Origin of the sequence: Enterococcus sp. FDAARGOS_553 (assembly GCF_003812305.1) — a bacterium.
In the GTDB taxonomy this organism is placed as follows: domain Bacteria; phylum Bacillota; class Bacilli; order Lactobacillales; family Enterococcaceae; genus Enterococcus_D; species Enterococcus_D gallinarum.
Genome location: NZ_CP033740.1, coordinates 1,174,417 through 1,189,073 on the forward strand (window position 1 = coordinate 1,174,417; position 14,657 = coordinate 1,189,073).

Sequence of the window (14,657 nt, forward strand, 5' to 3'; positions counted from 1 at the left end):
GTGAAAAAAAGGAAAAAAACGATAGGAATTTATGTGATGGTCACCTTGATTTTGGTTGCGGGGATCCCGATCATTGTCATGCTGACAAGTTCTTATTTGACCACAAAGGATTTATTGATTCAACGAAATGATTTGAATAAAGAAAGTGCCGTTAATTTGATTTTGGCGGAAGAAAAAAGCTTACGTCAATCGACGGAAAGAAAATTGAAGTCAATGGCTGAACTGCCATCCATGAAAACAGAATTTAGTATGGCACGTATCCGCTCAGATCTTTCTTTAGCAATTGCTGGAACCAATAGCTTTCTAGAAGTGACATTTGGAACGGAAGATGATGAGTATGTGACCTTCAACCCTTTGCCAGATGATTACAAACCAACGACTCGTCCTTGGTACAAGGGGGCCGTTAAAGCCGAAGGAGAAGTATATTGGACAGACCCATATTTGGATACGGTAACGAACCAATTTGTGACAACAGCCTCCATTATGATTAAGAATTCCCATAATCAAGTAGGGGTTTTGAGTGTAGATGTTTCATATGAAAGCATTCAAGACATTTTGTCTGACTTTACCGTTGGACGAACAGGAAATATTACATTAGTTTCAGAATCTGGGATCATTGTCACTTCAAAGAACACGAAACAAATCGGTAAGAATATCAAAGAAGAAGAAGTATTCCAAAAGATCAAAGAAGCAAAAGATCCTAATGGTAAGGTCGGTTTGGGCGACTCAAATAAAGTCAACGATGTGTTGTACGACAAATCTGCTGATTCCAATGTTTGGGCTTATTCCGAAGTCAAAGCCAGTGATTTAGATAAAGAGTTAGGAGCGTTAGTCCGCACGACGATCATCGTCACAATCCTGATGTTGCTATTTGTAGGACTTGTTTCCTATGCGGCCATTAAAATAGTAGCAGCGATCATCGATTGTTTCAATCACTACTTTAGAAAAGTCGGTGAAGGCAAACTAGAGAAGATGAGCCAGTCTAAAAGAGTTAAAGGCGAAAAATGGACTTGGGACCAGTTAGCCCGTCGAGTCGTTTATCCAGATAAAACTGGGAATGAGATTCAGCAAATGGCAGACAATTATAATGTGATGATCGAAGGCACTGGCGCATTGATCCAAAAAGTGCAAAAAGAAAGTAGTAGTGTCGCAGAAATGTCCGATTCTTTATTGGAACTTTCAAAACAAACCAATATTGCGACAGAAGAAGTCTCTCAAACCATCACGGGTATTGCAGAAGTTACCGGTGCACAAGCTCAGGAAACAGAATATAGTGTGTCGCAAATGCAAAATCTTACGCAAGTAATTAAAGAATTACGAGATAACGTTGGCGGAATGAGCAGCAAGTCGCAAGAATCCACGAAGATTAATCAAGAAAACTTAACGATCATGGATCAAGTCGATGACAGCTGGCGTCAAGAATTGGCACAGATGGAACGCTTAATGTCAAACATGACGGGAATGAATGATAGTATCCAAAACATCAATTCAATCATTGGGGTCATCAACGATATTTCTTACCAAACAAACTTGTTAGCTTTGAATGCTTCAATTGAGGCAGCCAGCGCGGGAGAGTCCGGTAAAGGGTTTGCAGTTGTTGCTGCTGAAATCCGTAAATTGGCGGAGCAAAGTAAAGCTTCTACCAAAGAAATCGAAGCGATTATTGAAGAAATTCGTGAGCAATCTAGTCAAATGGTCAAACAGACGTCAGCTTCTGTAAAAGGTGGCGTACGACAAACCAACTTAATTAAAGAAGCAATTTCGTCTTCAAAAGAAGTATTTCAACGCAGCAGTTATATGATTGAAGGTATTCATCATATTGAAGAAGCAAGTGCACGTATTGAAAACATTCAAAATAGTGTGTTGGAAAACTTAGAAAATATTTCTGCATCAACGGAAGAAAATGCCGCTGGTACACAAGAGGTTTCCGCAAACGCGGAAGAAGTTTTAGCTACCATGGATGAATTCACCAACCATGTGGCAGACCTAAGAGACATCGCGGAAGAATTGAAGCGATTGACTAATCGATTTGAAGTGGAAAAATAGAACAAGAAGAAAACATTCATCAGCTATTCGAAAGCATAGCTGGCGAATGTTTTTTTACTATCAAAGAAGATGCTACAAAAAAAGCCAAGACTGATGTCAGCAGTCTTGGCTTTTCATGAAGATGTTTATAAACAATTATTGCTGGTTAGTGAGCCATTTCTGTCCGCTGGATGATCATCTCTACACGACGATTTTCCGAGCGGCCTTGCGGGGTGTTATTATCAGCTTTGGGTTCCGTATCAGCAAAGGCTTGAATTGCGGCATTCTTTTCTAAGACGGCCCCTTTACTGATGAAATACTCCATAACGTTAATGGCACGGGCCGAACTGAGATCCCAGTTGGATTGGTATCGGCCATTGCCTTTTTCCGGTACGTTATCGGTATGACCTGCAATCACTATTTTGTTGGTTTTTAGTTTTTTCAGTGAGTCAGAGAGCAAATCCAGTGACTGCCGAGTGGTGGCTGTGATCTCAGCACTGCCCGATGTAAACAGGATACTGCTAGCCAAAGTGATATGGAGCCCATCAGATTCTAAGCGAACTTCTGTTTGATCTTTTAGGCCTGAAGAAGCTAATTCTTGTGATAGCTGATCGCTGATTTTTTGCAATTGTTGATTTTCCAGTTGAGTCCGTACAGAGGCTTCCTGTGCTTGTGCTTCCGTAGATGTGGGTGCTTTTTTTCCCGTATTAGTCTCCCCCATATCGATCACGGATCCGATCACAGAGGAGCTGCTATGGTGACTAGAAAGGATGGTGCCAAATTCACTTCTGATTTCTTGAAATTTCTCATCATCGACTTTCGCCATAGCAAACATGACAATGAATAAAGCCAGCAGTAAGGTCAACATATCTGAGTAAGGCAAAAGCCACGCTTCGTCTACGTGTTCTTCATGTTTCTTTTTTCGCTTCATATCGGTTCATCCTTTATAATTGTTCTTCCCGTTTTTTAGGATCGATCAAGCTATATAACTTCTTCTCAATGCTTTTTGGCGATTGTCCGGCTTGGATTGCTAAGACCCCTTCAACGATGATCGACATCATTTGGACTTCTTGCTCAGATTTCAAGGATAGCCTTGAGCTAAAGGGAATGAACAGAACATAACCGAAGAAAATACCATAAAGAGTTGCCACGAAGGCAGCTGAGATCATGTGTCCTAAAGCTTCTACATCTTCTAGATTGCCTAGCGCCCCAATCAGCCCGATCACGGCACCCAAGACCCCTAAAGTTGGAGAGCTAGTTCCAGCGGTTTTGAAGATAGACGAGCCAATACGATGGCGTTCTTCTATCCCATAGATCTCATTCTCCATGATTTCTTGTATCTGTTCGGCAGCAATGCCATCAACCACCATTTCTAAACCTTTTCTTAAAAATGGATCTTCCAAGTTTTGGATGGCGCCTTCAAGAGATAATAAACCATCACGACGTGCTTGGTTGGCCAATTCAACAATCGTATTGATCGTTGTTTTTAAGTCGTATTCTTTATTTTTCAGCAGAACGCCGAAGATTTTCGGGATTTTTTTGATATCACTGCTGGGAAATGAATTGATAACGGCTGCGATCACACCGACGAAAATAATGATTGCGGCTGCGGGGTTGATTAGGACAGCCACATTGGCCCCTTTTACAATCATTCCAACCACCACAGATATCAATCCTAAAATAATACCGATCAGCAAGAAAAAATCCATTTGTTGCGTCCTCCCAAATTCTTTATTCCGGGCTTTAACCCTTTTCTATTTTTATCGGTGAATTAAAATTATTCTTAATAGCAAAAAAAATAATCCTAAAAATAACTGAGATAAAATTACTGATTCTTTTAATTTTTGTTTTTTTGGATAAAAAGTCCAAGCTTTTTTATGAATGGTATAGTTTGTAGATCCTGTGGAAATTTTCAGATGGTATCGTTTTTTGGTGAAGTATTTCTCGTTTTTTTACCATTTATACAGGCGTTCAGTAAAAAAAAAGTTAATCATTTATATACATAATGAACGTTTTTTTATCAAAATGCATCCTTTTATAGAAAACTAAAGATAGCCATATAAAGCGTTTAATCGAGAGAGACTTCTTTTTAAATTTGCTGATCAGTTTGTGATGAAACCTAATTTAATAAATAACATAACATGATTGTAACTTAACTGACATATCTGTAAAGTTGTAAAATCAAATTGTAAAATAAAAGCAATTCTACTATAATGACATCACGTGTTCTTGTTTTTTTAATCTATAATATAAAAAAATATTGAAAAAAATAAATATATTTTTCTCTGGCCCATAAAAAAAGCATTTGGTACAGAATATGGAAGGAGCAATTACTGTTGGATACCTATAATTTATTAAAAACAGCCATGAACGTTTCTGCACAACGCGCAGAATTGATTTCGTCTAATATCGCCAATGTCAACACGGATGGGTACAAAGCAAAACGCATCGTGTTTGAAAGCGAATTAAAGCAGGCACTCGCTTCATCAGGGACGGACGCTGCAACAGAAGCGTCAGTTTCTCAAGTAAAACCGAAAATCACTGAAAATGCAACTACCAGCATCAAAGACAACGGCAATAACGTGGATCTTGAAGTGGAGATGTTGGATCAAGCAGCCAATGGGTTATATTACAGTGCATTGACCGCACAAGTCAACGGACGCTTGCAAATGATGAACCTTGTATTGAGTAATTGATAGAAAGCGCAGGAAAAACAAATGGGTATGTTTAACGGACTAACGATCAATGCGAGCGGTCTAGCATTGGAACGGTTAAAACTAGATACGATCTCCAGCAATATCGCAAATGTAAATACGAATCAAACACAAACAACAGCTGCTTATCAAAAAAAGAGTATTCTTTTTTCAGAAAATTTAAAAAATAGTCGCGAAGGAACACCGGCTACATATGGTGTCAAAGTGACGGGGATCGCTGCCGATGAGACAGAAAAGCTGACCTATGATCCTACCAATCCCGCTGCCAACGATGAGGGATATGTCGGTCAATCAAATGTGGATATTGCCGATGAAATGGTGGCAATGTTGCAAGCGGTTCGAACGTACGAAGCCAATGTTTCTGCATCCGAAATGAATAAAACGATCTTGAAAAAAGCATTAGAAATATCAAAGGGGTAACGAGAAAATGGATGGACTTTTAACGACAGGATTAACAGACTACCAAAACGTTTTGCGGACACTAGGCACGGGGGCTGCTTCAAACGAGACCAGTGTTGCAGGCGCCAAGGAAAATCAGTTTTCTTCCTACTTGACCCATGCGGTCGATCAGTTGAATCAAAAAACGACGGTCATGGATCAAGATACTGTAAATTTGATCACCGGCGATGAAAGCGATCTAGGCAATGTGATGATTCGTATGACGGAGGCGCAACTGGCGCTACAAACAGCCGTTCAAGTAAGAAACAAGTGTTTAGAAGCTTACAATGACGTGAAAAATATGCAGTTTTAGCAGTGGGTGAGGGAATAAGGATAAATGATGGATAAAGTGAAAGAATGGACAGAACAACTCAAAGACCGTTGGCAAATGCAAAGCTCTTTAAAGAAAATGATCGTTGTTCTTTCCGTTATCAGCGTTCTCGGAATCACAGCAGCTGTTTATTATTTAAATACGCGAATTGAATACGGTATCTTGTTTACGGATCTGAGCGATGCCGATGCGGGAACGATCAGCAAGGATTTGGAGGAACAGCAGATCGCCTACAAATTAGCTGACAATGGAACGACGATTTTGATCGATAAGGACCAAGTCGATGAATACCGCATCAATCTTGCCGTGGACAATAAGTTACCAAATACCAGTACAGGCTTTGAATTATTTGATGATGCCAACATGATGACAACGGACGAAGACCGCAAAATCATGTATCAGCGGGCAGTAACGGGCGAACTACAGCGAGCGATCGAGTCGATCGATGCAGTCAAATCCGCCAAAGTTTTACTCGTGATGCCAGAAGAAAGTGTCTTTTCTTCTGAGGAAAGTGCGCCAACCGCCTCCATCGTGTTGACCTTGAAAAATCAGCAGATCTCAGACGAGTCCGTGCAAGGGATCGTTACCTTGACTTCCGGCGCAGTGGAAAAGCTGAAGCCAGAAAATGTAAAAGTCGTTGATAGCGCGGGCAATACCTTGACTAGAACCGAAGATGAAGCCAGTCAATTAAGTGGCCTGAACAATAAATACATTGCCATCAAAGATTCCTATGAAAAAACGCTAGAAGAAAAAGTAGCGAAGTTGCTGACACCGATCTATGGTGCAGACAAATTCCAAGTGTCGATCAATTTAGACTTGAATTTTGATTCGATCGAGCGAAAGAAAGTCACTTATGATGACCCAGAGATCAAGAGTGAGACAGTGCAGGCTGCTGGTTCGCAAGGGACCGTCCAAGAAGCCCAAACAGGCACGGTGGATGACAATGTCTCCAATGTGACGGGCACAGATGGAGAGGGAAACAATTCCTACAGCCGTTCCGTTGAAAACGAATTGGATACCGAGACCACCACGACCATTACGGCCCCTGGCATGATCGAACGAATGACCAGCTCGATCGTGATCAATGCGAACCTTTCGCAAGCGGATCAAGCAGAATTGCAGCAGTTGATTGCTAGTGCTGTCGGCTATGACAATGACCGTGGTGATCAAATCGCGATCCAAGGATTTGACTTTGCCCAAGCAGAGGTTGATCCAGCCGCTGATCCGCAAGGGAATGAACCGATTGCAGCTGCCAAAGGTTATCTCAAGTATGCCATCATCGGCGGCATCGTGTTGACCTTGTTCTTAGTGATCTTAATGATCGTTGGCGTGATCCGACGTCGTCGTAAAGAAGACGAGCTGGAAGTCGATGTGACGGAGGAAATGGTCACTTTTGCACAACCGTCCGCAGTTAGCACTGGAGCAAGTCCGACAGTTGCACAAGAAGTCGTTTTTGGTGGTGTCGGCAATCGGTCTGCTGAAACGAAACCAGCGGCGCCAGAAGCATCCACACAAGAAACCGCAGCAGAACATTCAGGAGAACCAACATTGGATCAAACGGCTAGAAATTATGCCGAAAGCAATCCTGAAGTAGCGGCGGAATTAATCAAAGCTTGGATGAAAGAAAAATAAGGGGGCAGCCATGGATACAATAGATGGGGTAAAAAAAGCAGCGATTCTTCTGATCTCTCTAGGATCAGATACCTCTGCAAAGATCATGAAGCTGCTGCCAGAATCATTTATACAAAAAGTGAGCTATGAGATCGCCAACATCGACTTTGTCAGTCCCGAAGAGCGGGATCAAGTGTTGGAGGAATTTTCTCATACCGCAACGGCCCGCAAATATGTCTTAGACGGCGGGATCGATTATGCCAAAAATTTGCTGAACCAAGCATTAGGCCCTCAAAAAGCCAAAGAAGTCATTGACGTATTGACTCAGATTCAGCTGCGGGAACGGCCCTTTAATATCGCTCGCAAAGCCGATGTTCAACAGTTGACCAATCTGTTGATCGGTGAACATCCACAAACAGTAGCGTTGATTTTATGCTACATGCAGCCGGACAAAGCGGCCAGCGTCTTGTCGCAGTTTCCTGATCATTTGCAAGTGGAGATCGCTGAACGGATCGGGACGATCTCCAGTACGTCGCCTTTGGTGATCGAACGGATCGAAAAAGTGATCGAGAACAAATTCTCGAATTACATTGAGAACGATACGGAAAATGTCGGTGGTGTGCATACACTGGTAGAAATCTTGAACTCAGTCAGCCGCAGCACCGAAAAGAACATTTTGAACGACTTAGAAAAGCGGCAACCAGAACTATCCAACGAAGTGAAATCCAGCTTGTTTACTTTCGAGGATATCGTGACCCTCGAACGCTTGGATGTTCAAAAAGTCTTACGAGATGTTCAAAACGATGTCTTAGTCTTAGCGCTTAAAGGCACGACCGATGACATCAAGAACTTTATTTTCTCCAACCTCTCATCACGGGCGGTGGAAAATCTACAAGAAGAAATTCAATTTATGGGTCCTACCCGCTTGTCTGCTGTAGAAGAAGCCCAACAAAGTGTGGTGGCTGTGATTCGACGGCTAGATGAAACCGGTGAGATCTACATCGGAAGGGGCGACCAAGATGCAGTGGTCAAATAGCAGTTTATTGAAGCAGCAGGCGGTCAAAACGACCGAAGCTGCTCGCAGTATTTTGACGGATACGACCATCAAAGTGCCGATTGAGAAAGCAAGCTTAGACCCAGAACTGCAAGCGGCTAGACGTGCACGCCAGTTGGAGCAGGAACGGCATTTGCAGCAAATGGAAGCCTTGAAGCAGCAGATTTTGACCGATGCACAAGCACAAGCAGCGCAAATTCTAGCAGAAGCGAGAGCGGAAGGCTTTCAAGCAGGACAAGCAGACGGCTTTCAACAAGGCTATCAAGAAGGACTCAATGCCAGCAAAGAAGCCGCGCAAGCATTGATGTCACAAGCCCAAGCCAATGTCGCTGAAGCCGTTTCTGAGATCAACACCTTTCGCTCAGAAAAAAAGCAAGAAATGATCGCTTACGGCACGGCAATCGCCGAAGCCTTAATCAATCAACGTTTTACAGACGAGCAAGCAGGCTTCCTGCCTTTTGTGGAGTCTGTGCTATGGCAATTTGAACAACCCGATCAATTTGTGACTGTTCGCAGCCAAGAGCAGCATCTTGCAGCGTTGCGAGAATTGATGGAAACCAAAAAGCAGGCGATCAGCGGGTTTCGCTATTTACTCATGGCAGATGACAGCTTGGCGGAACACGATTTTTGTATCGAAACTGAAAATGCCTTGGTGGTTTTTGAACTGAGGAAAGAAATCGATCGCTTTTTGAGCCAATTTCTAGAAAGCAGTGTGAAGGAATGACGTTTGAATTACCGATCACAGAGATGCGCAAAACGGCGCAATCACAGCCGTTTTTTACCACCTACGGCAAAGTCAGCGAAGTCGTAGGTCTGCTGATCAAAGTCGAAGGGCTGGCGGTTTTCATAGGAGAAATCTGTGAAGTCGCACTGCAAAACAAGACACATACAGCTTTAGCCGAAGTCGTGGGCTTTGTGAAAAAAACCGTGCTCCTGATGCCCCTTGATCAGCTAGAAGGCATCGGACCCGGCTGTTTGGTGCGGCCAACTGGCAAATCATTGACGGTAAAAATCGATGATACGCTGCTAGGGCACACCTTAGATGGACTAGGACGACCGTTAGATATGGCGCTGGATCTGGAAAGTGCGCCAGAATATCCAGTTAGTCAAGATTCTCCTGACCCCTTTCGTCGTCAAAAAATCGCTGAGATCATGCCGACAGGTGTCCGGGCGATCGATGGTCTCTTGACTGTTGGCCTTGGCCAACGGATCGGCATTTTTGCCGGCAGCGGGGTCGGTAAGAGTACCTTATTGGGGATGCTGGCTCGTTATTGCGAAGCCGATGTCATCGTGATCGGCTTGATCGGCGAGCGAGGAAGAGAAGTCAAAGAATTTATTGAAAATGATCTAGGCCCAGAAGGCTACCGCAAGTCGGTCGTTGTCTGTGCTACCTCCGATATGCCGCCCCTCGTACGACTAAAAGGGGCTCATGTAGCAACGGCGATCGCTGAGTATTACCGCGATCAAGGCAAGAAAGTCGTATTGATGATGGACTCGGTGACGCGTTTTGCGATGGCACAGCGGGAGATCGGTCTATCGACAGGCGAGCCGCCGACGACCAAAGGCTATACCCCTTCTGTGTTTACAGCTTTACCGAAGTTGTTAGAACGCAGTGGGATGTCGGACAAAGGCTCGATCACTGCTTTTTATACCGTCTTGGTAGAAGGTGATGACATGAATGAACCGATCGCTGATGCGGTTCGGGGGATTCTTGACGGACATATTCTGTTGTCCCGAAAAATCGCCGCTCAAAATCATTATCCTGCCATCGATATTCAAAATAGCCTCAGCCGCTTGATGAAGACCCTCGTTTCTGCGAAGCAGCATAAACATGCGGGGGAACTAAAAGAAAACATGGCCGTTTATGCAGAAGCCAAGGATTTGATCGATATCGGTGCCTACAAAAGCGGCAGTAATGCGTTGACCGACCAAGCGATCGCGCTGCATCACCCCATCCTACGGTTTTTACAGCAAAAAGTGGATGAGCGGATCCCATTTGAACAAACGATTTTTGAACTGGCGCATTTGTTCAGTGAAGAAGCGCTGATCGAGCGCCAGCGTTCAACTATGTAAAAGAGATCATAAAGGAGCAGCTATGCAAGCATTTCACTTTTCCTTAGAAAAAGTATTGGATCATCGAAAAACTATTGAGCAAGAAGCCAAACGAACTTACGCCCAAAAACAACAACTATTGATTCAGCAAGAACAGCGCCTGAATACGCTGACACAGGAAAAAGCCCAGCTTTTTGATGTCAATGAGATGACCATTGGGCGGATGCAAGTGCAGCAACGTTATTTGCTTGCGTTGAATGCCACCATCGATGAGGTTCAGAACAAAATGTTTCACGTGAAGCAAGAATTGGCAGAGTCGTTATCGGTGGTGGTAGAAGCGCAGCAGGAACGCAAGATCGTGGAAAAGCTGCGAGAAAAACAATTTGCTGAATACATCTATGAAGAGCAATTGGAAGAGCAAAAGCAATTGGATGAGTTCGGCAATCGCGCCTTATTTTCTTAAAGAACTAATGGTTTTAGTGATAAGACGACCTTGGTTTCAAAGCATCAGCTGAGAGGAGGTGAACAATGAAAGAGATCACAACAAGTGCCGTATCCCCTGTACCTGTCGGCAGCAAATCAAAAAAGACGGAGGCGTCACCAGAAGCCTTCAGTTTGCTGATGCAACAGCTGCCGGAACAGACCGCAAGCAATCTGTCAGCACCCTTTGAAACATCAGGTATGACGGAGCAAAACGCCGTTGCACCAGAAATGTGGGTTGCCAGCAGTATGGAACATCTGCCGCAGGAGCCAGAAATCACTTCAGCACCCGAACAGCTTGCAACGACACAAGCGCCAGGAATGAGCCAGATCAGCCAGGCACCTTTTGCAGACTTGGTTCATGAAGCGCCACAGGCATCGATGGTAACGGCGGAGCAGAACCAAACGAGCGCCGGCACAGCAGCTTCTCCCGACAGTGTTTCAGCAGCTTTAGCACCAATAGACGTAGCCACCACAGTCATCAACCCCTCCGAGTCTACGCTTGAAGGTCTAGATTTGATGACAAATGACAGAAGTGAAGCCGCAGCAACAACGCTTGAAACGCCTTTGCCAGAAGACTTAGTAGGCGAAGAGCAGTCCACGGCAAAAGGGATCGCTCCTTTCAAGGAAATCAAGGAAATCGATTCAGTAACAAAAACTGCGATTGCGGAGACGACAGAAGCACAGCTGAAACAGTCCACCGAAGGGACCGCTCAATTGGGCCAAAGGGGACCATTGGATCAAGCGTCGCCAGTGACCCACCAAGCGACGGATACGACTAGTACCTTGCAACGCACGAATGAAACAGTCGCCAAAAAAGCGGAAGCTGTTTCTGCACAAGCCATTGCTTCTTCAACAGCAACTGACAATGAAATGGTGGCACCAGCGCTGCAACTGCTTGATGTTTCTCCCCTTTTGACCAAGCAAGGACCCACGCCAACAAAAGCGAACATGGAACAAGCGGTCCTACCCTTAGCAAAAGCGGCTGCCCAACTCGTCCAAACGAGCAGCACGGCAAGCGAGAAAAAAATCACGCTGCAATTCGTTCCTGAGAAATTAGGCACGATCCAGCTTTCTCTAGAAACGAATGCCCAAGGCAGTCGCTTAGAACTGACTGTTCAGCAGCCGCAAGCCAAAGAATTATTGCTGTCCATCAAGCATGAGCTAGAGCAAGTTTTGCAAAAGCAAGAGCAGCCGATCCTAGTGATCAAAGAACCTACGTTAGCTTCTGTCCAGCAGGCTGGTCCGCTGTCAAATCAATCCTTTGCCGGCAGTATGATGGCAAGTGACAGTCAGTTAAGCCAACAGCGTTTTTTACAGGCTCAAAAAGGACAAAGCAAAAAGCCGTTTCATCAAAGCAATACGGCTGAAGAAGAGCAGCAATTAGCACCGATCGATCATGCGATCAGTATTTTAGTGTAAAGGAGGAGAACTATGGCAGATGAAATTACAGCAGCTGCGGCCGGTATTGCCAATACATCGGCATTAACGCAAACAAAAAAATCTTCAGATATCTCCATGGATGATTTTTTGAAGATCTTAGCAGCATCTATGAGCAACCCATCGATGGGAGGCAGCGATTCTTCTGGTGGTGGTAGCACCGACTATATCTCGCAACTGGTTCAATTTACGACCTTAGAGAGCTTGAATGAATTGAGCGAAACGTTGACGACCTCGGTGATTTTACAGCAACAGCAGCAAGCTTTTAGCTTGATCAATAAACAAGTCACCCTGATGGACGGCACAGAAACATTGTCAGGAACCATCGAAAAGGTCCGCTTTGCCAATGGCTACGCCACGATCGTCGTAAATGGCAAAGAATACAGTATGAGTGCGATCCAAGAGATTGGTGGCGAAGCAAAATGAGTTTGACGATTCAACAGGGGCTGCAAAAAGTTGCCGGGGAGCCTTATCAAAATCCCCGCAAAGTCGTGGACAAACAAGCCTTTTCTTCAATACTTGAACAAAAACAAAACGACATCAAAGTCTCGCATCATGCGCAAAAGCGTTTGACTGCAAGGGAATTGACCTTACAAGATGATGATTATCAATCCCTTTCAACGGCGCTTAGTGAGCTAGCGGAAAAAGGCAGCAAAGAATCACTGCTCGTTTACAAAGATATGGGCTTGATCGCCGATGTCCATTCACGAACCATCATTACGGCGATGGGGATGAATGAACTTCACACAGTCACCAATATTGACAGCGCCACATTTATCAAATAGCAGCTGGACTGAAAAGGGGCTGCAAGTATTTTCTGAATGACAGAGGAAAATACGCCAACCATAAGGAGGAAAACAAGCATGTTACGATCATTATATTCAGGTGTCAGTGGAATGAAAAATCTTCAAACGAAAATGGACGTGGTTTCCAATAATATCGCCAACGTCAATACGGTTGGGTTCAAGTCAAGTCGTGTACTTTTCCAAGACATGATGAGCCAAACGATGTCAAACGCAACTGCGCCAGGCAACGGGTTAGGTGGAATCAACGCAACGCAGATCGGTTTAGGGGTTCAGACGGGCTCCATCGATACCATCAATACAGTCGGTGCCCCGCAATCGACTGGCCGCAGCATGGATTTTTATATCAGCGGACAGGGCTACTTTATGGTACAAGGACCAGGAGCAAATGGCGAAACCTATTACACACGAGATGGCGCATTCGTTCGTGACAGCAACGGAACCTTGACCAATAGTGATGGGATGCAAGTCTTAGGTCGTTCAGTCACCGGCGGTCAACCGGTTGTCTATGATGACAACTTTGATGAAAACACAGCATTGAGCGGACAAGAAACGGTATCTCCCTTATCAATTCCAAGTACACTGACCGTCAATGGGGAAACCTTGACCTATAACTCCATGGCAATCGATGCCAATGGCTTAGTGTTGGCAAAATACGGCAATCAAACCTTTGTGATGGGGAAAGTTGGTGTCGCAACCTTTAATAACCCAGAAGGCTTAGAAAAAGTCGGCGGCAACAACTATGTCCAAACTAGCAACTCAGGGAATCCAATCGTCGCAGGCCCTGGCAACAACGGAGCAGGAACGCTACAGGCGGGTGCCTTGGAAATGTCGAATGTCGATCTTTCGACAGAATTTACCGAAATGATCATTGCTAGCCGTGCCTATCAAGCAAATTCAAGAAGTATTACGACTTCTGATGAAATGCTGCAAGAATTATTGAATCTAAAACGTTAAGAACGTGACGCTTCATCATTGAGAGGAGTTTGACCATGATTCTAGTGACAGCATTGAATGGCAAGCCATTCTATTTAAATCCAACATTGATTTATCGGATCGAAGAAATGCCGGATACATTGATTACACTGACAGACGGCAAAACCTTAGTGGTGACGGAAGCTGCGCAAGAAGTTGCGCAGCGGGTAATCGAGTATCATATGGTGATCCATTCGAACCAAGTGAAAACGTAAGGGTGGGAAAGATGGCAAAAGAAGAAAAAGCACCAAAAGCAGAAAAAGAGAAAAAAGGCTTGAGTATGGTTGTTTTACTGCCGATCCTTTTGATTGTGGTAGTCGGCGGCAGTATCGGCGGTACCTTAGTGACGAATCACTTTTTGACGGGGGAAAAAACAGCAGCTGCTGAAACAGCAAAAGACAGCAGCAAAATCTCCTCAGACGAAGCGATCGTGGCACTGGATGAATTTTTAGTCAATCTGGCAAAAGAAGACAACCAAGAGCAGCAATACATGAAGGTCAATTTATCGATTTTAGTCGCCGATGAGGAAAAAAGCGCGGAAGCTACGAAAAATGTGGCCGTCATTCGTGACAGCGTCGTAAACTTATTGCGCCAACAAAAGGCCAGCGGTATTTTGAGCTCCGCCGAAAGTGTACCGAATTTAAAAAAAGCATTGAAAGAAACAATTAATCAGGAATACGGATCAGAAATCGCCAAGGATGTTTATGTGACGGATTTAGTGATCCAATAGAAAG

Annotated in this window: 17 protein-coding genes; 15 read left to right on the forward strand and 2 right to left on the reverse strand. The window is 44.3% G+C overall.

Translation table 11 applies throughout. The annotated features are described in order from the left end of the window. Positions 1-2,046 (forward strand): methyl-accepting chemotaxis protein, encoded by a 2,046-nt coding sequence (locus EGX73_RS06045; protein ID WP_003129030.1) that lies wholly within the window; start codon positions 1-3, stop codon positions 2,044-2,046. A gap of 145 nt (positions 2,047-2,191) precedes the next feature. On the opposite strand, the gene EGX73_RS06050 is transcribed toward EGX73_RS06045, so the two are convergent. Then, on the reverse strand, positions 2,192-2,956 hold the full coding sequence (locus EGX73_RS06050; protein WP_003129032.1) for a flagellar motor protein MotB: 765 nt from the start codon (positions 2,954-2,956) through the stop codon (positions 2,192-2,194). Positions 2,957-2,969: 13 nt separating this feature from the next. After that, on the reverse strand, positions 2,970-3,734 hold the full coding sequence (motA, locus tag EGX73_RS06055; protein ID WP_003129033.1) for a flagellar motor stator protein MotA: 765 nt from the start codon (positions 3,732-3,734) through the stop codon (positions 2,970-2,972). Positions 3,735-4,358: 624 nt separating this feature from the next. On the opposite strand from motA, the gene flgB reads away from it, so the two are divergent. The 14 genes from flgB (at position 4,359) to fliL (ending at position 14,653) form a co-directional block, all read left to right on the forward strand. After that, on the forward strand, positions 4,359-4,721 hold the full coding sequence (gene flgB / locus EGX73_RS06060; RefSeq protein ID WP_029487341.1) for a flagellar basal body rod protein FlgB: 363 nt from the start codon (positions 4,359-4,361) through the stop codon (positions 4,719-4,721). Between the two features lie 21 nt (positions 4,722-4,742). Further along, positions 4,743-5,159: a flagellar basal body rod protein FlgC gene (flgC, locus tag EGX73_RS06065; RefSeq protein ID WP_003129038.1), complete on the forward strand. Its 417-nt coding sequence runs from the start codon at positions 4,743-4,745 to the stop codon at positions 5,157-5,159. 7 nt (positions 5,160-5,166) lie between these two features. After that, positions 5,167-5,490 (forward strand): flagellar hook-basal body complex protein FliE, encoded by a 324-nt coding sequence (gene fliE / locus EGX73_RS06070; RefSeq protein ID WP_003129040.1) that lies wholly within the window; start codon positions 5,167-5,169, stop codon positions 5,488-5,490. A gap of 27 nt (positions 5,491-5,517) precedes the next feature. Then, complete coding sequence (gene fliF, locus EGX73_RS06075; protein ID WP_003129041.1) at positions 5,518-7,140, forward strand: flagellar basal-body MS-ring/collar protein FliF; 1,623 nt, start codon at positions 5,518-5,520, stop codon at positions 7,138-7,140. Between the two features lie 10 nt (positions 7,141-7,150). Next, positions 7,151-8,155 carry a flagellar motor switch protein FliG gene (gene fliG, locus EGX73_RS06080; protein ID WP_003129042.1) on the forward strand — a complete coding sequence of 335 codons (1,005 nt, stop codon included), beginning with the start codon at positions 7,151-7,153 and terminating at the stop codon, positions 8,153-8,155. Then, complete coding sequence (locus EGX73_RS06085) at positions 8,139-8,897, forward strand: hypothetical protein (RefSeq protein ID WP_005472971.1); 759 nt, start codon at positions 8,139-8,141, stop codon at positions 8,895-8,897. The genes fliG and EGX73_RS06085 overlap by 17 nt, the downstream gene beginning before the upstream one ends. Next, on the forward strand, positions 8,894-10,246 hold the full coding sequence (fliI, locus tag EGX73_RS06090; protein ID WP_123866822.1) for a flagellar protein export ATPase FliI: 1,353 nt from the start codon (positions 8,894-8,896) through the stop codon (positions 10,244-10,246). Before EGX73_RS06085 ends, fliI begins: the two co-directional genes overlap by 4 nt. Before the next feature lie 22 nt (positions 10,247-10,268). Further along, positions 10,269-10,688 carry a flagellar export protein FliJ gene (gene fliJ, locus EGX73_RS06095; protein ID WP_003129048.1) on the forward strand — a complete coding sequence of 140 codons (420 nt, stop codon included), beginning with the start codon at positions 10,269-10,271 and terminating at the stop codon, positions 10,686-10,688. A 65-nt stretch (positions 10,689-10,753) separates the two neighbouring features. Then, complete coding sequence (locus tag EGX73_RS06100; RefSeq protein WP_003129050.1) at positions 10,754-12,127, forward strand: flagellar hook-length control protein FliK; 1,374 nt, start codon at positions 10,754-10,756, stop codon at positions 12,125-12,127. Positions 12,128-12,139: 12 nt separating this feature from the next. Beyond that, positions 12,140-12,571 carry a flagellar hook capping FlgD N-terminal domain-containing protein gene (locus EGX73_RS06105; protein WP_003129052.1) on the forward strand — a complete coding sequence of 144 codons (432 nt, stop codon included), beginning with the start codon at positions 12,140-12,142 and terminating at the stop codon, positions 12,569-12,571. Further along, positions 12,568-12,930 carry a hypothetical protein gene (locus EGX73_RS06110; RefSeq protein ID WP_003129054.1) on the forward strand — a complete coding sequence of 121 codons (363 nt, stop codon included), beginning with the start codon at positions 12,568-12,570 and terminating at the stop codon, positions 12,928-12,930. The genes EGX73_RS06105 and EGX73_RS06110 overlap by 4 nt, the downstream gene beginning before the upstream one ends. Positions 12,931-13,008: 78 nt before the next feature. Continuing rightward, entirely contained in the window at positions 13,009-13,905 is an 897-nt protein-coding gene (locus tag EGX73_RS06115; protein ID WP_021148972.1) for a flagellar hook-basal body complex protein, read from the forward strand. 35 nt (positions 13,906-13,940) lie between these two features. Next, positions 13,941-14,138 carry a flagellar FlbD family protein gene (locus tag EGX73_RS06120; protein WP_003129058.1) on the forward strand — a complete coding sequence of 66 codons (198 nt, stop codon included), beginning with the start codon at positions 13,941-13,943 and terminating at the stop codon, positions 14,136-14,138. Between the two features lie 11 nt (positions 14,139-14,149). Further along, positions 14,150-14,653, forward strand: a complete 504-nt coding sequence (gene fliL / locus EGX73_RS06125; RefSeq protein ID WP_005472968.1) for a flagellar basal body-associated protein FliL — start codon at positions 14,150-14,152, stop codon at positions 14,651-14,653. Positions 14,654-14,657 lie beyond the last annotated feature (4 nt).

Bases quoted from the DNA above. Each gene is read 5' to 3' on its own strand.
- EGX73_RS06050 (WP_003129032.1), bottom strand. From the start codon at position 2,956: ATGAAGCGAAAAAAGAAACATGAAGAACACGTAGACGAAGCGTGGCTT.
- motA (WP_003129033.1), bottom strand. From the start codon at position 3,734: ATGGATTTTTTCTTGCTGATCGGTATTATTTTAGGATTGATATCTGTG.
- flgC (WP_003129038.1), top strand. From the start codon at position 4,743: ATGGGTATGTTTAACGGACTAACGATCAATGCGAGCGGTCTAGCATTG.
- fliE (WP_003129040.1), top strand. From the start codon at position 5,167: ATGGATGGACTTTTAACGACAGGATTAACAGACTACCAAAACGTTTTG.
- fliF (WP_003129041.1), top strand. From the start codon at position 5,518: ATGGATAAAGTGAAAGAATGGACAGAACAACTCAAAGACCGTTGGCAA.
- fliG (WP_003129042.1), top strand. From the start codon at position 7,151: ATGGATACAATAGATGGGGTAAAAAAAGCAGCGATTCTTCTGATCTCT.
- EGX73_RS06085 (WP_005472971.1), top strand. From the start codon at position 8,139: ATGCAGTGGTCAAATAGCAGTTTATTGAAGCAGCAGGCGGTCAAAACG.
- fliI (WP_123866822.1), top strand. From the start codon at position 8,894: ATGACGTTTGAATTACCGATCACAGAGATGCGCAAAACGGCGCAATCA.
- fliJ (WP_003129048.1), top strand. From the start codon at position 10,269: ATGCAAGCATTTCACTTTTCCTTAGAAAAAGTATTGGATCATCGAAAA.
- EGX73_RS06100 (WP_003129050.1), top strand. From the start codon at position 10,754: ATGAAAGAGATCACAACAAGTGCCGTATCCCCTGTACCTGTCGGCAGC.
- EGX73_RS06105 (WP_003129052.1), top strand. From the start codon at position 12,140: ATGGCAGATGAAATTACAGCAGCTGCGGCCGGTATTGCCAATACATCG.
- EGX73_RS06110 (WP_003129054.1), top strand. From the start codon at position 12,568: ATGAGTTTGACGATTCAACAGGGGCTGCAAAAAGTTGCCGGGGAGCCT.
- EGX73_RS06115 (WP_021148972.1), top strand. From the start codon at position 13,009: ATGTTACGATCATTATATTCAGGTGTCAGTGGAATGAAAAATCTTCAA.
- EGX73_RS06120 (WP_003129058.1), top strand. From the start codon at position 13,941: ATGATTCTAGTGACAGCATTGAATGGCAAGCCATTCTATTTAAATCCA.
- fliL (WP_005472968.1), top strand. From the start codon at position 14,150: ATGGCAAAAGAAGAAAAAGCACCAAAAGCAGAAAAAGAGAAAAAAGGC.